This window comes from Streptomyces gobiensis, from assembly GCF_021216675.1.
GTDB lineage: Bacteria > Actinomycetota > Actinomycetes > Streptomycetales > Streptomycetaceae > Streptomyces > Streptomyces gobiensis.
This window is the reverse complement of record NZ_CP086120.1, coordinates 2,684,766-2,705,201: the sequence shown is the minus strand read 5'-3', so window position 1 is coordinate 2,705,201 and position 20,436 is coordinate 2,684,766. Positions and strand designations below refer to the sequence as shown.

General features: G+C 69.6%; 16 protein-coding genes, 3 tRNA genes and 1 riboswitch. Of the genes, 11 read left to right on the top strand and 8 right to left on the bottom strand.

What is annotated here, in order from left to right; all coding sequences use genetic code 11:
* Positions 1 to 51 precede the first annotated feature (51 nt).
* The 3 genes from test1122_RS12505 to test1122_RS12495 all read left to right on the top strand — a co-directional run bounded on the left by test1122_RS12505 (position 52) and on the right by test1122_RS12495 (position 3,354).
* Positions 52 to 882 carry a DUF1906 domain-containing protein gene (locus test1122_RS12505; protein ID WP_232269245.1) on the top strand — a complete coding sequence of 277 codons (831 nt, stop codon included), beginning with the start codon at positions 52 to 54 and terminating at the stop codon, positions 880 to 882.
* Positions 883 to 1,015: 133 nt separating this feature from the next.
* Complete coding sequence (locus tag test1122_RS12500; protein ID WP_232269244.1) at positions 1,016 to 1,567, top strand: SigE family RNA polymerase sigma factor; 552 nt, start codon at positions 1,016 to 1,018, stop codon at positions 1,565 to 1,567.
* 134 nt (positions 1,568 to 1,701) lie between these two features.
* Entirely contained in the window at positions 1,702 to 3,354 is a 1,653-nt protein-coding gene (locus tag test1122_RS12495; RefSeq protein WP_232269243.1) for a long-chain fatty acid--CoA ligase, read from the top strand.
* Positions 3,355 to 3,403: 49 nt separating this feature from the next.
* Here the strand turns inward: test1122_RS12495 and test1122_RS12490 are convergent, their stop codons facing one another.
* Positions 3,404 to 6,928, bottom strand: coding sequence for a PAS domain-containing protein (locus tag test1122_RS12490; protein ID WP_232269242.1), 3,525 nt, complete (start codon positions 6,926 to 6,928; stop codon positions 3,404 to 3,406).
* 189 nt (positions 6,929 to 7,117) lie between these two features.
* Positions 7,118 to 7,537: an SSI family serine proteinase inhibitor gene (locus test1122_RS12485; RefSeq protein WP_232269241.1), complete on the bottom strand. Its 420-nt coding sequence runs from the start codon at positions 7,535 to 7,537 to the stop codon at positions 7,118 to 7,120.
* A 210-nt stretch (positions 7,538 to 7,747) separates the two neighbouring features.
* On the opposite strand from test1122_RS12485, the gene test1122_RS12480 reads away from it, so the two are divergent.
* A tRNA-Ser gene (locus tag test1122_RS12480) sits at positions 7,748 to 7,837 on the top strand.
* Positions 7,838 to 7,998: 161 nt separating this feature from the next.
* Positions 7,999 to 8,071, top strand: a tRNA-Arg gene (locus tag test1122_RS12475).
* Positions 8,072 to 8,229: 158 nt separating this feature from the next.
* On the opposite strand, the gene test1122_RS12470 is transcribed toward test1122_RS12475, so the two are convergent.
* Positions 8,230 to 9,117, bottom strand: a complete 888-nt coding sequence (locus tag test1122_RS12470; protein ID WP_232269240.1) for an LppU/SCO3897 family protein — start codon at positions 9,115 to 9,117, stop codon at positions 8,230 to 8,232.
* Positions 9,118 to 9,268: 151 nt separating this feature from the next.
* Between test1122_RS12470 and test1122_RS12465 the strand changes: the two genes are divergently transcribed.
* The 3 genes from test1122_RS12465 to test1122_RS12455 all read left to right on the top strand — a co-directional run bounded on the left by test1122_RS12465 (position 9,269) and on the right by test1122_RS12455 (position 11,480).
* Positions 9,269 to 10,063 carry a VOC family protein gene (locus test1122_RS12465; protein WP_232269239.1) on the top strand — a complete coding sequence of 265 codons (795 nt, stop codon included), beginning with the start codon at positions 9,269 to 9,271 and terminating at the stop codon, positions 10,061 to 10,063.
* Between the two features lie 264 nt (positions 10,064 to 10,327).
* Positions 10,328 to 11,344, top strand: coding sequence for a lytic transglycosylase domain-containing protein (locus test1122_RS12460; protein ID WP_232271885.1), 1,017 nt, complete (start codon positions 10,328 to 10,330; stop codon positions 11,342 to 11,344).
* A gap of 62 nt (positions 11,345 to 11,406) precedes the next feature.
* Positions 11,407 to 11,480, top strand: a tRNA-Met gene (locus test1122_RS12455).
* Positions 11,481 to 11,590: 110 nt separating this feature from the next.
* Here the strand turns inward: test1122_RS12455 and test1122_RS12450 are convergent.
* From test1122_RS12450 to metE, 3 genes are all read right to left on the bottom strand, one after another.
* A complete protein-coding gene (locus test1122_RS12450) occupies positions 11,591 to 11,830 on the bottom strand; it encodes a hypothetical protein (protein WP_232269238.1) in 240 nt (79 codons plus the stop codon).
* Between the two features lie 187 nt (positions 11,831 to 12,017).
* Positions 12,018 to 12,452, bottom strand: coding sequence for a subtilase-type protease inhibitor (locus tag test1122_RS12445; RefSeq protein WP_232269237.1), 435 nt, complete (start codon positions 12,450 to 12,452; stop codon positions 12,018 to 12,020).
* Between the two features lie 194 nt (positions 12,453 to 12,646).
* On the bottom strand, positions 12,647 to 14,962 hold the full coding sequence (gene metE, locus test1122_RS12440; RefSeq protein ID WP_232269236.1) for a 5-methyltetrahydropteroyltriglutamate--homocysteine S-methyltransferase: 2,316 nt from the start codon (positions 14,960 to 14,962) through the stop codon (positions 12,647 to 12,649).
* A 139-nt stretch (positions 14,963 to 15,101) separates the two neighbouring features.
* Positions 15,102 to 15,314: riboswitch (cobalamin riboswitch) on the bottom strand.
* Positions 15,315 to 15,870: 556 nt separating this feature from the next.
* On the opposite strand from metE, the gene test1122_RS12435 reads away from it, so the two are divergent.
* Complete coding sequence (locus test1122_RS12435) at positions 15,871 to 16,743, top strand: amidohydrolase family protein (protein ID WP_232269235.1); 873 nt, start codon at positions 15,871 to 15,873, stop codon at positions 16,741 to 16,743.
* A gap of 142 nt (positions 16,744 to 16,885) precedes the next feature.
* Positions 16,886 to 17,650, top strand: coding sequence for a TetR/AcrR family transcriptional regulator (locus tag test1122_RS12430; protein ID WP_232269234.1), 765 nt, complete (start codon positions 16,886 to 16,888; stop codon positions 17,648 to 17,650).
* 13 nt (positions 17,651 to 17,663) lie between these two features.
* Here test1122_RS12430 and test1122_RS12425 read toward each other — a convergent pair whose 3' ends face one another.
* Positions 17,664 to 19,163, bottom strand: coding sequence for an MDR family MFS transporter (locus test1122_RS12425; protein ID WP_232271884.1), 1,500 nt, complete (start codon positions 19,161 to 19,163; stop codon positions 17,664 to 17,666).
* A 208-nt stretch (positions 19,164 to 19,371) separates the two neighbouring features.
* On the opposite strand from test1122_RS12425, the gene test1122_RS12420 reads away from it, so the two are divergent.
* Entirely contained in the window at positions 19,372 to 19,581 is a 210-nt protein-coding gene (locus test1122_RS12420; RefSeq protein WP_232269233.1) for a hypothetical protein, read from the top strand.
* Positions 19,582 to 19,600: 19 nt separating this feature from the next.
* Here the strand turns inward: test1122_RS12420 and test1122_RS12415 are convergent, their stop codons facing one another.
* Positions 19,601 to 20,368, bottom strand: coding sequence for a hypothetical protein (locus tag test1122_RS12415; protein WP_232269232.1), 768 nt, complete (start codon positions 20,366 to 20,368; stop codon positions 19,601 to 19,603).
* Positions 20,369 to 20,436: the final 68 nt, after the last annotated feature.

Here is a 20,436-nt window from a genome sequence, read left to right as displayed (position 1 = left end):
CGGCGGGCGTGTCTGCCGGGTATGGCGGCGTACGGATCTTTCACTCACCGTATGCGGCAGAGAACTCAGCTGACGGCCCTCCTGCTGGTGCTGGTCACCGCCCTCACCGGGGCCGCGCCCACGCCCCCTTCCGAGCTGGAGGCCGATATCCGGGAGAAGGGCGCGGACGTCTTCACCGGCCGCGCGCTGGACACCTGCCGGACCCCGGCGTACGCCACCATGCGGGCCTGGCTGGACTCCCCGTACCGCGCCATCGGCGTCTACTTCGGCGGCCGGGGCCGGGCCTGCCCGACACAGCCGAACCTCGACGCGACCTGGGTACGGAATGTGGACCGGCTGGGCTGGAAGGTGCTGCCGCTCTACGTCGGCTCCCAGTCCCCCTGCGTCGGCGCCGCCAACAAGCAAGGCGTCCGGATGGACAGCGACAGGCCCTGGAGTCAGGGCATGAGTGAGGGGCTGGACGCGGTCGAGCAGGCCAGGGCCCACGGCTTTGCGAAGGGCAGCCCGCTCTATCTGGACATGGAGAAGTACGACCACCACGACACCGCCTGTGCCGCGACCACCCTCGGCTTCGTCCGGGGCTGGAACCGCGCGGTGCGCCTGCATGGCTATTTCCCCGGTTTCTACAGTGGCGCCGACTCCGGGGTGGCCCATATGGAGGCCGCGCGTAAGGAAGGGGTGATGGATCTGCCGGATGTGATCTGGTTCGCCCGATGGCGGGTCGCACCCTCGGTCCGCGATGAGCCCTCGCTGGATCCCGCAGCGTGGTTTCCGCACCGCCGTATCCATCAGTACGAGGGGGATGTACACCGCAGCTACGGCGGTCACGGCATGCGGATCGACAGCAATATGGTGGACGCTCCGGTGGCGATCATCAGGTGAGTCCCTGATCTGTCGTGTGCTCCGCCTCCACCCCAAGGAGGTGGGGCCGCCCCCACCCCTACAACCTGAGGCGGAGCCTTCTCGGCACTTCCGGCCGATCCGCCCGTACCCCGCCCGCTTCTAGCGTTGAGCCATGACCACGCCTGGGACATCCGCCACCGTGACGCCGCTTGTGACGCCGCTGACGTTCTCGTCGTACGTGCAGGCGCGCGGGCCCGTGCTGCTGCGCACTGCCCGCTCCCTCACGGCCAACCCGAGTGATGCCGAGGATCTGCTCCAGACGGCGCTGACCAAGACATACCTGGCGTGGGAGCGGATCGAGGACCACCGGGCCCTGGACGGCTATGTGCGCCGTGCGCTGCTCAACACCCGCACCTCGCAGTGGCGTAAGCGCAAGGTCGATGAGTTCGTCTGCGACGAGCTGCCCGAGCCCGAACCGGTCCCGGCCCCGGACCCGGCCGAGCAGCAGGCGATACGGGATGCCATGTGGCGAGCTGTGCTCAAGCTGCCGGCCCGGCAGCGGGCCATGGTCGTGCTGCGGTACTACGAGGATCTGAGCGAGGCGCAGACCGCCGAGGTGCTCGGCGTCTCGGTCGGCACCGTCAAGAGCGCGGTGTCCCGGGCGCTGGCCAAACTGCGGGAGGACGCGCAGCTCGCGGCGGATGTGGTGGGGACCGCGGCCTAGGGGCCGCTAGCGCGGGACTTTGCCGGATGACTTCGCGTACGACGGGGTGACATACCGCTTGGTCGGTGGCAGGCTGCCGAGGGATGAGCTCGCGCTACTCGCGCGTAAACATCCGATACCTCAGGAGGCCCCTGGTGCTGAGCACGATGCAGGATGTACCGCTGACGGTGAGCCGTATCCTCGCCCATGGCACGAAGGTGCATAGCACGGCGCAGGTCATCACATGGACCGGAGAGGCCGAGCCGCAGCGCCGCTCCTTCGCCGAGACCGGCGCCCGCGCGGCACAGCTCGCCCACGCGCTCCGCGATGAGCTCGGCGTCGAGGGCGATCAGCGGGTCGGGACGCTGATGTGGAACAACGCCGAGCACCTTGAGGCTTATCTGGCGATTCCGTCCATGGGCGCGGTGCTGCATACCCTCAATCTGCGGCTGCCGCCCGAGCAGCTGGTGTGGATCGTCAACCACGCCGCCGACCGGGTCGTCATCGTCAACGGCACCCTGCTGCCGCTGCTCGCTCCGCTGCTGCCGAAGCTCCCCTCCATTGAGCACATCGTCGTGGCCGGTCCGGGCGACCGCTCCGCGCTGGAGGGGGCGACCGCGCGGGTGCACGAGTACGAGGAACTGCTCGCCGGCCGTCCGACCACGTACGACTGGCCGGAGGTGGATGAGCGCCAGGCCGCCTCGCTCTGCTACACCTCCGGAACGACCGGCGACCCCAAGGGCGTGCTCTTCAGCCACCGCTCGGTCTATCTGCACGCACTGCAGGTCAACAGCGCCGAGGCGTTCGGTATGACCGGGGCCGATACGGCCCTGGCCGTGGTGCCGATGTTCCATGTCAACGCCTGGGGGCTGCCGCACGCCGCCTATATGTCGGGCACCTCGATGCTGATGACGGACCGCTTTCTGCAGCCCGGCCCGATCGCCGAGATGATCGAGACGGTACGGCCCAGCCTGGGCGCCGCCGTCCCCACCATCTGGCAGGGGCTGCTGGCCGAGCTGGACGCCAAGCCCCGCGACATCTCCTCCATGGCCCGCGTCGTCATCGGCGGCTCAGCCTGTCCGCCCAGCCTGATGCGCGCCTTCGAGGAGCGGTACGGCGTCACGCTCGTACACGCCTGGGGCATGACCGAGACCTCACCGCTGGGCACGGTCGCGCACCCGCCCGCCGGGCTCAGCGAGGACGAGACCTGGGCCTACCGCCTCACCCAGGGCCGTTTCCCCGCCTCCGTCGAGGCACGACTCGCCAGTCCTGACGGCTCCTTCGCGCCCTGGGATGGCGAGACAGCCGGTGAGCTGGAGGTACGCGGCCCATGGATCGCGGGGGCCTACTACGGGGGTGCGGCGTCCGATGAGCCGCTGCGCCCCGGGGACAAGTTCAGCGAGGACGGCTGGCTGCGCACGGGCGATGTCGGCACCATCTCACCGGACGGCTATCTGACGCTGACGGACCGGGCCAAGGACGTCATCAAGTCCGGTGGGGAATGGATCTCCTCGGTGGAGCTGGAGAACCATCTCATGGCCCACCCGGCGGTCGCCGAGGCGGCGGTCGTCGCCGTTCCGGACGAGAAGTGGGGGGAGCGCCCGCTGGCCACCGTCGTACTCAGGGACGGCGCTGAGGCCACCTATGAGCAGCTGCACACCTTCCTCGGCGAGCGGATCGCCCGCTGGCAGCTGCCCGAGCGCTGGTCGGTGATACCGACGGTGCCGAAGACCAGCGTGGGGAAGTTCGACAAGAAGGTGCTGCGCGCCCAGTACGCGGCGGGCGAACTGGACGTGACACGGCTTTAGCCAGCTCCTGGCTGGCCGCTGGCTCGCCCCGGCTGGCCCCGGCTGGCCTCTAGTTGGCACCGATCTTCGCGAGCAGGTCCACGATCCGGCACTGCACCTCCGGGCTCGTGGACCTCTCGGCGAGGAACAGCACCGTCTCGCCCGAAGCGAGCCGAGGCAGCTCGGCCGGGTCGAGATCGGCCGATGTATAGACCACGAACGGGGTGCGGTTCAGCAGGCCGTTGACCCGCAGCCAGTCGATGATCCCGGCGCGTCGGCGGCGGACCTGGTGCAGATCCATCACCACCAGATTCGGCCGGATCTGCTCCGCGACCGGCACCGCCTCGGTGTCGGTCGGGGCGTGCGCGACCTGCATACCCCGCCGCTCCAGGGTCGCCGCGAAGGCCTGGGCGATCGCCTGCCGCTCCTCGACGAGCAGCACCCGTGGCGGGTGCTGCTCGCTGTCGCGCGGGGCGAGCGCCTTGAGCAGTACGGCCGGGTCGGCGCCATAGGCCGCCTCCCGGGTCGCCTGCCCCAGACCGGCCGTCACCAGCACCGGCACCTCGGCGGCGACCGCGGCCTGGCGCAGCGACTGCAGCGCGGTGCGGGTGATCGGGCCGGTCAGCGGGTCGACGAAGAGCGCCGCCGGATAGGCCGCGATCTGGGCGTCGACCTCCTCCCGGGAGTGCACAATCACCGGCCGGTAGCCGCGATCGGTCAGCGCCTGCTGGGTCGGGACATCCGGCTCCGGCCATACGAGCAGCCGCCGCGGGTTGTCCAGCGGCTCCGGCGGCAGCTCGTCGTCCACATCCATGGGCCGCAGCGGCGTGGTCATCGCGGCGGCGTCGGTCACCTCAACCGCGCCGTTCGGGCCGTCCAGCGGTTCTGGGCCCTCGGCGGCACCGGCATCCGGGGCGCCTATCGCGAACTCCCGGGCGGGCGCCGGAGCCGAGCTGGCGCCCTGCAGCGCGGGCTGCGGCGCGGGCTGGACGGCGGACTCGTGGTCCGCTGTGGCCTGCGTTTCTGGCTGCTGCTCCGAGCCCTCGCCGTTCTCCGCCGGTGCGGCCAGCTTCCGACGGCGGCCCGTACCGCTGGCAGGCGTGTGCTGGGGGTGCGAACGGGGGTCCTGGGCCGGAATCTGGTGCTGGCCGGAGTGCTGCTCGGGGACCTGCTGGGTGAGGGACACGCCCTGGCCGAGGGTACGCACGCTGATCCCCGAGGACGTTTCGCCGTTGCTTTCCCTGCCGCCCGGCATTGACAGCGGCTGGGGCTGGGCCGGGGGGCTCGGCGCGGCGCCGCCCAGGATGGGGCTCGCGGCCACCACCGTATGCCCGGCGGCACGGGGGTCCTCCGGCTCCCCGCCGGTACGCACCTCCTCCGGCAACGGATGGGCGGCCGGGGACGCCGGTGGCGGCTCCTCCTGCGGCGGTGTGGGCTTACGCCGCCGCCCGGTCGGCCGGTCCGTCTCGGCGCCGGGGGCGGATGCGGGCTCGGGTGCGGGCTGGGGTGCGGGCTGCGGCTCCGGCTGGGGTTCCGGCTGTGGGGCGGGGGCTGGGGCTGGGGCCGGGGACTGGTCGGCGGCCGCAGGGGGCAGTGCGAACGGGGCGCGCTGCTCGGCGGGCTGGGGAGTCTGAGGCGGTTGGGGGCTCTGGGGGCTCTGGGGGCTGTCGGGTTTCGCCCGGCGGCCCCGCCGACCGGTGCCGGGCTGCACCTGATCCGGGATCTGGCCCCCCAAGGAGTGCTCCCCGGAGCCGTCGGACGGCACCCCGGCCCCGTCGCTCGGCATCCCCGCCCCGTCGCTCCGCGCCCCCGCCCCGTCGCTCCGCTCCTCCAAGGGCTTCAGCGCCCGCCGCGCCCGCCGCCCGGTCGGGGTCGCGGGCACGGGCTCGATCTCGGCCCGTGGCCCGGGCACGGCGGCCGACCGTGCTGCCCGCTCAGGCTCGGGCCTCGACACCTGCTGTGCGGCACGCGCCTCCTGCGTGCCCCGCGCCGGCTGCGCCGGAACCGGCATCACCGTCGTCTCGTTCTCCCGCTGCGGCTCCTTCACCATGGCACCGCCTTCGGCACCGCCCTCGGCAGCGGCCTCGGTGGCGTTCCCGCTCACCGTGCCGACCGGCACCTCCAGCACATACGCGCTGCCACCCGTCGCACCCGGCACCTCATGGGTCTGGAGCACGCCGCCATGCAGCCGTACGATGCCCCGCACGATCGGCAGGTGCACCGGATTACCACCGCTGTACGGCCCACGGACCTCGATCCGTACGACCCCGCCACCGTCGCTGTCGCCACCCCGGTGCGCCGCCGCCACCACGATCGTGGAGTCGCCCGAGCCACCGCCCATCCGGGAACCGGTGGCGTCCACACCCGCCACATCCGCGACCAGGTGGGCTACCGCCAGTGCCAGCCGGTCCGGGTCGACCTCGGCCCTGATCGGCGGGGCGTGCACCGCGAACTGCGCCCGCCCCGGACCGATCAGCTCGACCGCGCCCTCCACCCCGGCGGTCACCACGGTGTCCAGCGATACCTGCTGACGCTCCAGCTTGTCGCAGCCCGTATCCAGCCGCTGATAACTCACGACATTGTCGACGAGTGTCGTCATCCGGGCGTACCCGGCCGCCAGATGGTGCAGGATCTGGTTGGCCTCCGGCCATAGTTGCCCGGCCGGATCAGCCGCCAGCCCCGCGAGCTCGCCGCGCAGCTCTTCCAGCGGTCCCCGCAGCGCGTCGTCGACCACGGCGAGCAACTGCTCATGCCGGGCCTCCAGGGCGTCCTGCGCCCGCCGGTCGGTGAACGTCAGCACCGCGCCGACCAGCTGCTCACCGTCGCGCACTGGTGCGGTGGTCATATCCACCGGCACCCGCTGGCCGTCCTTGGACCACAGCACCTGTCCACGTACCCGGTGCTTGCGCCCGGACCGCAGCGTGTCGGCCAACGGCGTCTCCTCATAGGGGAGCGGAGAGCCGTCACCCCGTGAGTGGTGCACCAGCGGATGCAGTTCCTGTCCGCCCAGATCGCTGGCCCGGTAGCCGAGTATGTGCGCGGCCGCCGGATTGACCAGCACGACCCGGCCTTCGGTGTCGGTGCCTACGACCCCCTCGGCGGCGGCGCGCAGGATCATCTCCGTCTGCCGCTGCTGCCGGGCCAGCTCGGCCTCGGTGTCCAGCGTGCCGGTGAGGTCCCGTACGACAAGCATCAGCAGCTCATCGCCGGTGTAGCTGTTGCCGTGGTCGGCGAAGGCCGCCTCGAACGAGGACTCGTAGGGCGTGCGCCCGTTCGCCAGATTGGCGCTGGTCACCTCGACCGGGAACTCACTGCCGTCGGTGCGTCGCGCGACCATGCGGGTCGGCGGCTGCCGTCCCTCGATCTGCTCATCCGGGCGGCGCATCGAACCGGGGATGCGCTTGGAGTCAAAGGCGGGCAGCAGATCGAGCAGCCCGCGCCCGATGAGCGCGGTGCCCGGGGTCTCGAAGACCTCAAGCGCGATGCTGTTGGCGTTGACCACGGTGCCGTTGGCGTTGACGAGCAGCAGCGCATCGGGCAGCGCGTCGAGTATGGCGGCGAGGCGAGCAGCGCCTCGGGATGGCCTGCTGCTCACGACGAACGTTCCTCCCTGCTGACCACGTGGTGCCCGGTCAGTCTGCCTTCCACCCCGGGCATGTCACCAGGGGGAGTCTACGGGCAGCGGCGGTCCGTGCGGCGGTCGATGTGGACTTGCCGACGGGGGATGAAAGCCCCCGCACCCGCTCAGGGACGGACATATGCCTGTGGCTGACTGGGAGCGCGATCACTCTGCCTTGGGCAGTGCCGGTACGAGGGTGTCCCAGCGGGCGATCTCGCAGCCGTTGGTCCGGTCGAAGTCGGACTTGATCTTCTGGCCGTTCCACACCCCGGTGACCCGGGCGGTCTGGGGACCGCCGTAGATCTGGGTACAGAGGGCGTCCTCGGGGACCGGCTCCCAGGGGTTCTTGGGCCCCTTGACCGCTTTGTCCACCGCGTCACAAGCAGCCTGCGCGTCGGGATGGTTGCCGCCGGTGGGTTTGCACCGGAGGACGTATTCCTTCTCGTCCGCGTCCTTGTCTTCCTTGTATGTGATGGTGAGCCTGTGCTCCCCGGCGGGTGGTGGGCAGCCCAGCGCGGGGACGGTGGCGGCAATGGAGAAGGCGGCGGTCACAGCAATACCGGTGGCGGCGATACGGCGCATCATGATGGCTCCCGGAGGGCAGCGACGGACGGGACCTGAGTCGAGTCCCACCCCTTACTAACGCTCCGCCCCGTGCGCCGTTGCGCAACTCGGGCGCTCTCCGATAAGCGCTTTGCCCAGGAGCCTGCCCGCCGGGTAACGTAGGGGGCGATTGGTGCAGCCCCTGGAGCTGTGCCATCATCTGCACACACCACGGCTCGTCCCGGTGTGTCTGGAGGCTTCGCCTAGTCTGGTCTATGGCGCCGCACTGCTAATGCGGTTTGGGGTGATCCCCCATCCCGGGTTCAAATCCCGGAGCCTCCGCTCGATCTTCGCGATCACCAAAGCCCCGGTCCGCGACCGGGGCTTTTCCGTTTTTTCACAGGTCAGCGGGGGTCCCCCAAACGGATTTCGCCTCCGGGCACGGGTCATGTAATGTTGTTCCCGCAACGCCGACCGGCCAGGGAAAACCGCCGGAAAGCCAAGCGCTCGTAGCTTAACGGATAGAGCATCTGACTACGGATCAGAAGGTTGCAGGTTCGAATCCTGCCGAGCGCGCATCTCTGACCAGCGGGTCCCTTGATCATCTAGATCATTAGGGGCCCGTTCGTCGTTCGGGGAGAAATGTGGGAGAACCGGTTCCCGGCGCCACAGATCCCGCCTTCTTCTCAACTCCCGCTGCGGCGAGGGCGGGAGTCCCGCCCTCGCCTCCCGGCTCAGCCTCTGAAGATCGTGGTGCACAGCAGGGTCTTGCCGTCGTTGACCGTCCATGCCCAGTACGTCGTCTGATCGCCTTGGACGCGGGCACAGTTGCGGGCTGAGGCATTGGCTGGTGCCTGGTAGACGCCGGTGATGTGCATGATCTGGTTGTAGGCGGTGGGGACCTTTTTGTCCGTGCAGTTCACGGCGGTCATCGGCCCCAGGCTGATCCTGGCGTTGCTGCCGGTGCCGGTCTGCTTGCCCAGGAGGCAGTAGTTCTTGTGGTAAATGCGGGTGAGGCAGAGCACCGTGGTCTCGCCGTCGGTGGTGGACCGGTAGGACCAGTAGGACTTCCCTGTCCCGCTTGAGCAGCTGCTGGAGTAGGTCGTGACCTTGGTGACCTGGACCAGTGCCTTCTCGCTCCTGCAGGAGATGGGAGCCGGTGGGACGTCCGTGCTCCACTGGGCGGTGCTGCCGCCGTAGCCGGTGTCGTAGACGGTGAGGCAGTCCCCGGCCGAGACCGCCTTGAAGGCAGTGGCGGTGGGGTCGGGGGTCGCCGTGGTGGGCTCAGGGGTGGGCGTGTCGTACGACCCTCCCGAGCTGTAGCCCGAGTCGCTGTCGTAGGTGGGGGCGCCGGAGATGGATGGCCCCTTCGCCCGGTTGCCGGACGTGGAGTCGAACCACCCCAGCCCGAAGGCCAGGGCGAGCCCCGCGATCAGCACGAGCCCCAGGCCGCCGCAGATCACGATGATCGCGACCGTCGCGCCGTTGTTCCTGCGGGGGCCCTGCGGGCCGCCGGGCGGAAAGGGCGGGCCGTACGGCATCTGCGGGCTCGGCGGCGGGCCGGGTGGTGGGCCCGGCGCACCCGGTCCGAACTGGCCAGGTGGCCCGTACGAGTTGCTCATGCTGTCCCCCGGAACGGTCTGCGAACGTATGTGCGTGGCGTGTGCATGCTATCCGCCGGGCTGACCGGTCCCCGTCAGCCCGCAGCTCGGCGAGCGACTGTCCGGGGTGGGTGTCACGCTGGGATCGTCACTGATTACGGAGGGAAATCGCATGATCACTACTGACTTTGTTCCCGGCTCCCCCTGCTGGCTCGACCTGGGCGCCCCCGATGTCGCCGCCGCGGCCGCGTTCTATGGTGCGGTGTTCGACTGGGAGCACCAGTCCTTCGGTCCGGACGCCGGCGGATACGGCCTCTTCCGACTGGGCGGGAAGACCGTCGGCGCGGTCGGCCCGCTCACCGAGGAGGGGGCCCGCTCGGCCTGGACGATCTACTTCAACACCCCCGACGCGGATGCCACGGCCCAGGCCGTGGCGGAGGCGGGCGGCACCGTGCGGGTCGGCCCGTTCGACGCCGATGGGGAGGGCCGGATGGCTCAGCTCAGTGACCCGTTGGGCGGCCAGTTCGCCGTATGGCAGCCGGGGAGCAATCAGGGCCTGGAGGCGGTGGACGGGACGGGCACCCTGTCCTGGACCGAGCTCTACACCACCGACGCGGCCGCCGCGAAGGACTTCTACGGCAAGCTCTTCGGCTGGCAGTACGAGGACGTACCGCTGCCGGGCGGCGGCGGTACGTATGCGCTCATCACCCCTTCCGGCCTCGACCCGGAGCGTATGCACGGCGGCATCATGCAGCTCGCCGCGGAGCACCTCACCCTGACCGGTGGCCGCCCCTACTGGCACCCGGTGTTCGGGTCCGCGGACTGTGACGCCACGGTCACCAGGGTCACCGAGCATGGCGGCAGCGTGCAGATGGGGCCGGAGGACGCGGAGGGCGTCGGCCGACTGGCCGTCTGTGTCGATCCGTCCGGCGCGGACTTCGTCGTGCTCACCCCAGCTGAGATGTGATCTCCCGGCCGACGGTGGTTCGCCGCCCGCACCCGGGCCGGGCCGGGCCGGAGAGGCCCCTTCCCCCTTCACGAGCTGGAGGCGGAAGGGGCCAACTTCCGCGACGGATCCGTCACCTTGCCGCGTAGAGAGGGTGACAGGGGTTCCGCGCGGTGAGCTGGCGCGGCACCGGTTGTGTATGCGGGAGGGGTCTGGCGTATGGCGGCTTGGGCTGCGTTGCGAGTGCGCAGGGGGATGAGGCGGACGCTCACCGCGGGGGTGGTGATGGTGACGTTGACCGCTTCGCAGGCGCCGGGGGTAGTGGGGCGGAGTTCTGAACCGGCGGAGCGGGCGGCGGTGTCGGCGGGGCCGACGGTCTCGGGGGATTCGCCGTACCGCACTGAGCTGCCGCCGCTGGTGACTCATGAGGTCGGCTCCGTATCGTCCGGATCTGTCGCGGCGGGACGTGGCGGGATACCGGCCACTGTTCTTGACGCGTACAGGGCCGCGGAGGCGGCGCTTGCGAAGAGCGCGCCGGGCTGCAATCTGCGGTGGGAGCTCCTTGCCGCCATTGGGCAGGTGGAGTCCGGCCAGGCACGCGGTGGCCGGGTGGACGCGTCCGGTACGACGCTGGCACCCATCCTCGGACCGCAGTTGAACGGCGATGGGTTTGCTGTCATCCGGGACACCGATAACGGCCTCCATGACGGTGACGGGGTGTTCGACCGCGCCGTCGGGCCGATGCAGTTCATCCCGTCCACCTGGGCGGTCTGGGGAGCGGACAGCAATGGCGATGGCAAGACGGACCCCAACAACATCTACGACGCGGCCCTCGCGGCCGGACGCTATCTGTGCGCGGGCGGGCGGGACTTGTCGGACCCGTACGACCTTGACCGCGCGATTCTGGGCTATAACCGCTCCACCGAGTATCTGCGCGTGGTGAAGTCATGGTTCGCGTACTTCAAGACGGGCTACCGGGAGCTGCCGGACAGCACCGGTACGGCACCCCGCGGCTCTGTTCCCAAGGCGGAGTCCCCCAGCACACCGCGGCCCACGCCGATCCCCACGCCGACGAGTAGCAGCAGTCCGGCATCACCCCCGCCCGCCGCCACCCCATCGCCGACACCGAAGACTAAGACGGAGCAGCCCCGCCGTGAGGCGGAGTCCGATGAGCTCCGCGTCACCGTCCCGGAGGTTGAGCTTCCCGACGTCGACACCGACGCGGACACGGACACAGACACGGACAATGACGCTGTACCGGCCACGGGGAAGGTGTCGCCCCTGTCTGTTGGCGGCAGCTGACGACCGGTTCCGGAATGCGATTTCCGTGAGGGGTCTCAGTCGCGTAGAGTGGGGTTTACCGACGCGGGGTGGAGCAGCTCGGTAGCTCGCTGGGCTCATAACCCAGAGGTCGCAGGTTCAAATCCTGTCCCCGCTACTACTGCCGCAGGGCCAGCACTCAAGTGCTGGCCCTGCGGTATTTCTTGTGACAGCTACCGCGTACGGCTACCGCGAGGGGCCAGTCGCCGGGTCTGTTCATCGGGGTCACTACTGGCCATCGCGGCTCCATGGGGGTCGGACCGCCTGTCTGAGCGCCATTCTCGCAGCGACCACGCCGCCGTCTGTGAAGGTCTCCCAGTACGGATGGATGGAGATCTGAATGGATAGCTCACGGAAGCGCCGCCGTAGCTCCGCCTCCCGCGGTGAGAGCTCTGTCAACTGCTGTTCAAGGGCGAACCACTCCCGCTTGGCCTCCAGCAGATCCGCAGGGAACTCGTACTCGCTCACGACTCGGCATCATACTGGCGTTCGATTTCTGGTGCTCGCCAGTAATGAAACCGGGGGCGAGCCGGGAGAACGGGGGTTTCTCCCGGCCGCCCCCGGCCCTGTCCCGCATCGGGGAGGTGGCGCGGGACGGTCTGGTCGGCCTGAAATGGCCTCAGAAGCGGGCCTTAGCTGGCCTCAGAAGCCGGCCTCAGAAGTCAAAGACGGCCATGCCTTCGGCCTTCTTGACGCAGTCGTTCCCGAAGGTGCGCTCGTAGTTGACGCGCTTGCCTTCCCAGACGCCCTGGGCGGTCACGACCACCGGGTTGTACTCCATCGTGCAGTACCCCTGGCCGCTGCCGGGCAGGGCGTTGAAGTTGCCGTTCGCGGCCTGCAGTTGTTCGCAGGCTTCCTTCGGCTTCGGGTGGCTGCCGGTCGGCTTTGGTGTACAGGACAGGGTCACTGCCCGCTCCGGCGTGCTGGCTGCGGCGCTCTCACCATGGGCGAAGGTGAGCGTGAGCGCCGAGGGCGCGTAGAGCGAAGAAGGCGACTGTGTGGAGGTGGCAAGGGCGCTGCCGCCCAGCGGTCCGAACACTGCTGCTGTTAACAGAGTGCCCGCCGCCGCCAGTCGCGCGGTGTTCCGCATTGTGTGCATCCTTCCGCTTGGTGTGTGACGGATTACGCTCCGGAGTCTGCCGAGAATCTCCACGAAACGCACATCGAACCCGCCGGTTTCAGTAACGTTTCGTGTTGAATCAGTGGCCGGAAGTGACGGGCTTTGACCCCTGGGCCCTGGGCAGGATCGCTGCCCAGGACCCGGCGCCAAGCGTGTATGGCCGGTTACGCACCGTCCCGCAATCGGCCTGAAACATTCCGCGCGGCGGTGACCATGTTCCGGAGAGCCGCCTGGACTTCGTCTGTTGTACGGGTCTTGAGACCACAGTCCGGGTTGATCCACAGCCGGGACGACGGCAGTGCGCGCAGGGCCTGTTCGATCAGTGCGGTCAGCTCCCCGACCCCGGGGATCCGCGGCGAGTGGATGTCGTACACCCCTGGTCCGACGGCCCGTGGGTAGCCGGACGCGGCCAGTTCCGCGGCGATGCCCATCCGGGACCGGGCCGCCTCCAGGCTGATCACATCCGCGTCCAGGTCGTCGATGGCGGAGAGGATTTCGCCGAACTCGGCGTAGCACATATGGGTGTGGATCTGGGTGTCGGCCCGCACTCTGCCGGTGGTGAGACGGAAGGCTTCCGTGGCCCACCGTGTATACGACGGATGGGCCGCGCGCCGCAGCGGCAACAGCTCACGCAGCGCCGGCTCATCGACCTGGATCACCGCCGTACCCGCCGCCTCCAGATCGGTCACCTCATCGCGCAGCGCGAGGGCGACCTGGCGGGCGGTATCGGCCAGCGGCTGATCGTCCCGTACGAAGGACCAGGCCAGCATGGTGACCGGCCCGGTGAGCATGCCCTTCACCGGGCGGTCGGTCAACGACTGGGCGAAGCTGGTCCATTCAACGGTCATCGGCGCCGTACGGGACACATCACCGGCCAGGATCGGCGGGCGTACATAGCGGGTGCCGTACGACTGCACCCAGCCGTGCCGGGTGGCAAGAAAGCCGCTGAGCCGTTCGGCGAAGTGCTGCACCATGTCGTTGCGCTCGGGCTCGCCATGCACCAGTACGTCCAGCCCGGCCTCCTCCTGGCAGCCGATGACCGTGCGGATCTCCTCGGCGATCCGCTCCCGGTAGGCGTCCGCGCTGATCCGCCCCGCGCGCAAGGCCGCCCGCGCCTGGCGCAGTTCGCCGGTCTGCGGGAAGGAACCGATGCTGGTCGTCGGCAGCGGCGGCAGCCCCAGCCGGGCCCGCTGGGCGGCGGCCCGCTCCGGATACGGCTGTGGGCGCCGGGCATCCGAGGCGGTGACCGCCGCACACCGCGCCCGTACGGCCGGGTCCCGGGTGAGCGCCGAGCCCGCCCGGGAGGCCCGCGCGGCCCGGGACGCGGCGAGCTGCGGGGCGACGGCGTCCCGGCCCCCGGTCAGGGCGCGGGCCAGTACGGTCACTTCGGCGGTCTTCTGCCGGGCGAAGGAGAGCCAGCGGGTGATCTGTGGGTCGAGATCCCGTTCGGCGGCGACATCGAGCGGGACATGGAGCAGCGAGCAGGACGGTGCCACATCCACCGAACCGGCCAGCCCGAGCAGGGTGGCGAGGGTGCCCAGGGCGTGCCCCAGGTCGGCCGCCCAGACATTGCGGCCGTCCACCACTCCCGCGATCAGCCGCTTTCCCCGCACCCCGCCGATGTTGGCCAGCCAGTCGAGGTTGGCCGCCGCCGGGCCGGTGAAGTCCAGGGCCAGCCCCTCGACGGGTGAGTCGGCCAGTACCGGCAGCGCCTCGCCGAGGGTGTCGAAGTAGGAGGCCACCAGGAGCTTTGGACGGTCCGACCGGGGCGCGGCGGCGCACAGTTCGCGGTAGGCGCGAGCGGTGGCGCCCAGCACCGAGCCCGGCTGGTCCTGGACCAGTACGGGATCATCGAGCTGCACCCACTCGGCGCCGGCCGCCCGTAGATCGGCGAGTACGGAGGCGTATACGGGCAGCAGCCGGTCGAGCAGGGTCAACGGCGCGAAGCCGGGATCAGTACCGGGCGCGGGCTTGGCCAGCAGCAGAAAGCTGATCGGGCCCAGCAGCACGGGCCGGGCGTTCAGCCCTGCCTGCCGGGCCTCGGTGAACTCCTCGACCGGCTTACGGGAGTCGGCCGTGAAGACGGTGTCCGCGCTGAGCTCCGGGACCAGATAGTGGTAGTTGGTGTTGAACCACTTCGTCATCTCCAGCGGCTCGGCCTCGGCCGTGCCGCGTGCCATGGCGAAGTAGGTGTCGAGGCTGGTGCCGGCGGCGCCGCGGTGCCGCTTGGGCACCGCGCCCACCATCCAGGCCGTGTCCAGCACATGGTCATAGAGCGAGAAATCGCCGGTGGGGATCTCTGCGATGCCCGCCGCGCGCAGCTCCTGACGGGTGGCGGCGCGCAGTGCGGCCGCGGTCGCCCGCAGCTCGTCGGCGGTGATATGGCCCGCCCAGTAGCCTTCGACGGCCTTCTTCAACTCCCGGTTGGGGCCCTGCCGGGGGTATCCGTGCAGCGTGGCTTGAGTTGGCTTGATCGGCATGACGGAACTCTCCTTCGCGAGTTCTCCGGTGACCCGTGGCCGGGTGGCCGGGGATGGCATGCGAAGGAGCCGGGCGTGTGTACGGCCGCCCTGCCACCGCCGACCTGCCCACGAGGTCCTCCGGTACGACCGCCCGCCTGGTGGCGTGCGGGCAGTGGCAGGTCTTCGGACTCGTGGGCAGGCCCTTAGGGGCGCCTAATGGCCGTCGCTTCCCGGACGCGGAGGCGTCCAGTGCGTATGACGGCGGTCGTTCCCACTCACCGCTGCGGGGCAGTTCCGGATTCGCACCGGATTCCCTCTTGCGACGCTCCCGCCTGGCTGACGGGCCGAACCAACTGCGCGGCCAGTCTATGGGTTTCCTCTGTGTTCTCCCCCAGCTACCTCCCCCAGCTACCGCTGGGAGGTGCCCCCAGGAGGTGCCCCCAGGGAGGTGCCCCCAGGGAGGTGCCCCCAGGGAGGTGCCCACCCCTTCCCGGCTGTACGGCTGCGGGGGTGCCGTGGGTGGGTTTCCCCGTATCCCGCCCCTTCCCGTAACCGGGGCTTCGCCCCAGGGCCCCGGGGTTGGCCGGGTGCGGGACGGTGGCCACGGGGTTGTGCCCACCAAGCGTCGCGAGCTCTGTTGCGGGGTGGGTCGGAGCGTCGTGGCTGGTGTGGGTGGGTGGTTGCGTAGCAGGGTGGGCCCACGTCCCTCGCGGGGCTGCGAGTGCCCACAACGGGGGTTGGGGTCGGTGCCCGCAACGCTCGGGTGGGCCAGTGCCCACAACACGGGTGGGGGTTTGGGGGCGTCGGCCTCCGGTTTCGGGGGAGGGTTGGGGTAGGGGAGTGAAAGTCTTGCTTGGGGGGTGCGTGGGCGGCTTAGGGTCGCCATATGCAGGCTACATATATCGCGACCGGTGGGATGGGTGACCATGGCTGCCGGGGATGACCGCGTCACCGCGTTCTGGCGGGAGCTCGGGTTGCCCGGGCTGGTGGACGTGCATACGCACTTCATGCCCGAGCGGGTGCTGGACAAGGTCTGGGCGTACTTTGACGCGGTCGGCCCGATGACCGGGCTTGAGTGGCCCATCACCTACCGGCACGAGGAGGACGAACGGCTCTCCGTGCTCCGCGGGTTCGGGGTGCGGGCCTTCACCTCGATGATCTATCCGCACAAGCCCGGCATGGCCGCCTGGCTCAACAGCTGGAGCGCGGACTTCGCCGCCCGCACCCCCGACTGTCTGCACACCGCGACCTTCTTCCCGGAGCCGGCAGCGGCTGACTATGTGCGGCAGGCGCTGGAGGGCGGTGCGCGGGTCTTCAAGTCCCATATACAGGTCGGTGACTACGACCCGGGCAGCCCGCTCCTGGACCCCGTGTGGGGAATGCTCGCCGAGGCCGGTGTCCCCACCGTGATCCACTGCGGCTCCGGCCCCGCTCGGGGCAAGCACACCGGGCCGGAGCCGATCGCCGCCCTGCTGTCCCGGCATCCCCGGCTGCCGCTGATCATCGCGCACATGGGGATGCCGGAGTACGCGGAGTTCCTGGATCTGGCAGAGGCCTATGAGGGCGTCATGCTCGATACGACGATGGCCTTCACCGACTTCTCCGAGCGGCTGATGCCCTTCCCACGCGCCGAGCGGCCACGTCTGGCCGCCCTGGGCGACCGGATCCTGTTCGGCAGCGACTTTCCCAACATTCCGTACGGCTACGCCCATGCTCTGGAGGCACTTACCCGGCTCGATCAGGACGATGACTGGCTGCGCGCGGTCTGTCATGACAACGGCGCACGGCTCTTTCGGTAGCCCGGCGGCGGGGGATGGGGCAGACGCTCATCACACGGCCCGGCGGTCCGCATAGCATCGGGGGGCATGCCCTCCGGAATCCCCCGGTCCGTATGTTCCCGTCGCCTTCCCAGAGGGCCCAGCTTCGAAGGAGAGCGCGCTTATGGCACCCGACGGCCGCACCAGCCGTCCGCCCAGGACCAGCGTGTGGTTGGCGGAGCGCCCCGCTCCGAAACGCACCAGGGCCGTCGCCCAGGAACAGCCCGGCGGGCTCGACCGGGAGCGGATCACCGCCGCCACGGTCCGGCTGCTCGATGCCAACGGTATGGCGAAGTTCTCGATGCGCCGCCTCGCCGCCGAACTCGGTGTCACTGCTATGTCGGTGTATTGGTATGTCGACTCCAAGGATGACCTCATGGAGCTCGCCCTGGACTCGGTCGAGGGCGAGCTGACCCTCCCGGACCTCGACGACGAGGATGCCGACTGGCGGGAACAGCTGCGCCAACTCACCTCCGAATACCGCAGGATGCTGGTCAGCCACCCGTGGGTGTCGCAGATGATCGGTCAGTATCTGAACGTTGGACCGAAGGCCATGGCCTTCACCAACGCTGCTCAGGGCGTTATGCGGCGCGCGGGCCTGCCCGCCGACCGGCTCACCGGGGCGCTGGCCGCGGTTTTCCAGTTCGTCTATGGCTTCGGCACCATCGAGGCCAACTGGAACGGCCGCTGTGCTGCGGCTGGGATCAGCACTGATGCGTATTACCGGCAGATCTACGCGAAGGTCGAGGGTCGCCCGGAGTACGCGGATTCGCTGGCGCTGCGGGAGGCGGGGGGTTCCGGGAGTGTCGAGGAGATGCGGCAACAGGACTTTGAGGTTGCTCTGGACCTTCTGATCGCCGGGATCGAAGCGATGCGGTCTCGCCCTTAGCCGGAGCTTGTGGCTAGGGCCTGGTCTTCAGGGGGGCTTCCCTTATGCACAGCACCAGTACCAGCGCCAGCAGCGCGAACGGTGTGGCGTAGAGGTAGATGTCGGCGATCCCGTGGCCGTATGAGCTCTCGATGACGGTCCGGATCGGGCCGGGCAGCTCGTCAAGGTTGGGGATGGCGCTGCCGTTTCCGCCGGTCGGTCCGCCATGCCGTACTCCGGCCCGGGTGAGGCCATCGCTCACATAGTGCGAGATACGACCGGCCAGGACCGCGCCGAGCGCGGAGACGCCCACCGCGCCGCCCAGCGAGCGGAAGAAGGTGATCACTGAGCTGGCGGCACCAAGATCGGCGGTGGATACCTGGTTCTGGGTGGCCAGCACCAGGTTCTGCATCATCATGCCGATGCCGAGCCCCAGCAGGGCCATAAAGACCGCCACATGCCAGTACGCGGTGTCATAGCGCATGGTGCCCAGTAGTCCGAGTCCGGCCGTGACGCATACACCGCCCGCCACAAGCCAGCCCTTCCAGCGCCCGGTACGGGTGATGATCAGGCCCGAGACGGTCGAGGAGATGAACAGGCCCGCGATCATCGGGATGGTCAGCACACCGGACATCGTCGGCGACTGGCCGCGCGCCAGCTGGAAGTACTGGCTGAGGAAGACCGTCGCGCCGAACATCGCGACACCGACGAGGAGCGAGGCCAGCGCGGTGAGCGTGATGGTGCGGTTGCGGAAGAGCCGCAGCGGCATGATCGGCTCGGTGACCCGGGACTCCACGGAGACGAAGAGCAGGCCGAGGACAACCGAGCCGCCGACCATCGCCGCGGTCTGCCAGGAGAGCCAGTCGTAGGAGCCCCCGGCGAGTGTCACCCATACGAGCAGCAGGGAGACCGCGGCACTGATGAGGAGGGCCCCCAGCCAGTCGATCCTGACGTTCGCGCGCTTTACCACCGGCAGCTTGAGGGTCCTCTGAAGCACGATCAGCGCGATGACCGCGAAGGGCACTCCGACGTAGAAGCACCAGCGCCAGCCCATCCAGGAGGTGTCGGTGATGACACCGCCGAGCAGCGGTCCGCCGACCGTGGCGATGGCGAAGGTGGCACCGAGATAGCCGCTGTAGCGCCCGCGTTCGCGGGGCGCGATCATCGCGGCCATCACCACCTGAGACAGTGCGACCAGACCGCCGACGCCCACCCCCTGGATGACACGGAAGCCGATCAGGGTGCTGGTGGACTGGGAGAAGCCCGCGCCGGCCGAGGCGAGCACGAAGATGATGAGCGCTATCTGCACCAGCAGCTTCTTGCTGGCCAGGTCGGCGAGCTTGCCCCACAGCGGGGTGGAGGCCGTCATCGCGAGCAGTGAAGCCGTGACGACCCAGGTGTACGCGCTCTGGCTGCCGCCCAGGTCGGAGATGATCTGCGGCAGTGCGTTGGAGACGACTGTCGACGACAGGATCGCGACAAACATCCCCAGGAGCAGCCCGGAGAGAGCCTCCATGATCTGCCGATGCGTCATCGGTGCGGTGTCTGTCCCGGTCCCGTCTGCCTGGTGCGGTATCTCCGCCGTTGTCGCGGTCACTCAGCGCCCTCCGTGCTTTGTTGCTCTAAGCAACTATACGAGTGAGGTGTCGCCGGGCCAAACAAAATCCGGGCACACGAGGCAAATAATCCTTAAAGTAGCCGGGGGTGTCTCCCCGGAGGTGCGTTCGCTAGGGTCAGGGGCCATGGCTCACAACCCCCATGCACCCCAAGGCCCCGAGGGCAACCATGACCCTGCGGGCAGCACGCAGATGTTCCGCGCTTTCGTTGACGAGGGCGGCCCCCAGCGCCCCGCCGCACCGGCTCCGGCGGCAGGACCCCGGGTCGGCCTGATTGTCGGCGTGATCGTGGCGGTCGCAGTCGTCGCCGTGGTCGCCTGGCTCGCCCTGTCCTGATTCCAGGTGGCCCTCCGGGTCACTTCCAGTCGACCTTCACGTCCTGGGTCTCCACCCGCATGCCCAGCGGCACCCGCCAGGCGTCCACACAGATGGTCCAGGTCTTCTCGGTCTTCTCACCGGGCCTGATCGGTACCGGGAGCGGTCGCTGGGTCTCGACTGTCGCCCAGTCGACGCCGAGTGCTCCGATGATATGTGTGCCGAAGGTGACGGTGCCCGAAGTCACCGGCTTTCCACCGGTGTTACGGAACCCCAGGGTCACCTTCTCGCACCACCGTTTGTCAGCCGCGGCGAGCCCTGGTTCGCTGACCACCAGCTTGGCGGGCCCAGTCGGCGGGCTGGGCGGCGGGCTGGGCGGCGGGCTGGGCGGCCGTGCAGGGGTGTCGGGGGAGTCGGGGGAGACAGGAGGCGCGGGCGGCTCCGTCCCGCCCTTAGCGCCTGTACCGCCCGTCCCGTCCGTACCGTCGGTGCGGCCGGTGCGGTCCGTGGCGCCGCTGCCGGGTGTGGGGGACGACGGGTCGGCGCGCTGAGTCCGCTCGCCGCTCTTGCCGTTGTCCGGCTTCCTGCCCCCGGCCTTCTCGTCCGCCAGGGGAAACAGCTTGACGCTGCCCTTGGGCGGCACCGGCTGGCTGCTGCCCGCCTCGCCCTCGGGACCGACGGCACCGACCGCGAGAAAGCCGTCGTCGCCGCTCCCGCTGCCGCAGCCTGCCAGCAGCGCCCCGAGACACAGCACGGCCGCCGAGGCGGCTGTGCCGCCTCGGCGGGTCGATGTCAGCGTCCATCGCATCCGTGCAGTGTTGCTGACGTAGCGTCAGTTGTGAACCCCACGCGTGATGACTCACGATCCCCCTCGGG

Coding starts and splice junctions, on each gene's coding strand:
- test1122_RS12420 (WP_232269233.1), top strand. CDS start 19,372: ATGGCTCACAACCCCCATGCACCCCAAGGCCCCGAGGGCAACCATGAC.
- test1122_RS12425 (WP_232271884.1), bottom strand. CDS start 19,163: ATGACGCATCGGCAGATCATGGAGGCTCTCTCCGGGCTGCTCCTGGGG.
- test1122_RS12470 (WP_232269240.1), bottom strand. CDS start 9,117: ATGAGCAACTCGTACGGGCCACCTGGCCAGTTCGGACCGGGTGCGCCG.
- test1122_RS12465 (WP_232269239.1), top strand. CDS start 9,269: ATGATCACTACTGACTTTGTTCCCGGCTCCCCCTGCTGGCTCGACCTG.
- test1122_RS12445 (WP_232269237.1), bottom strand. CDS start 12,452: ATGCGGAACACCGCGCGACTGGCGGCGGCGGGCACTCTGTTAACAGCA.
- test1122_RS12500 (WP_232269244.1), top strand. CDS start 1,016: ATGACCACGCCTGGGACATCCGCCACCGTGACGCCGCTTGTGACGCCG.
- metE (WP_232269236.1), bottom strand. CDS start 14,962: ATGCCGATCAAGCCAACTCAAGCCACGCTGCACGGATACCCCCGGCAG.
- test1122_RS12435 (WP_232269235.1), top strand. CDS start 15,871: ATGGCTGCCGGGGATGACCGCGTCACCGCGTTCTGGCGGGAGCTCGGG.
- test1122_RS12505 (WP_232269245.1), top strand. CDS start 52: ATGCGGCAGAGAACTCAGCTGACGGCCCTCCTGCTGGTGCTGGTCACC.
- test1122_RS12460 (WP_232271885.1), top strand. CDS start 10,328: ATGGTGACGTTGACCGCTTCGCAGGCGCCGGGGGTAGTGGGGCGGAGT.
- test1122_RS12415 (WP_232269232.1), bottom strand. CDS start 20,368: ATGCGATGGACGCTGACATCGACCCGCCGAGGCGGCACAGCCGCCTCG.
- test1122_RS12430 (WP_232269234.1), top strand. CDS start 16,886: ATGGCACCCGACGGCCGCACCAGCCGTCCGCCCAGGACCAGCGTGTGG.
- test1122_RS12485 (WP_232269241.1), bottom strand. CDS start 7,537: ATGATGCGCCGTATCGCCGCCACCGGTATTGCTGTGACCGCCGCCTTC.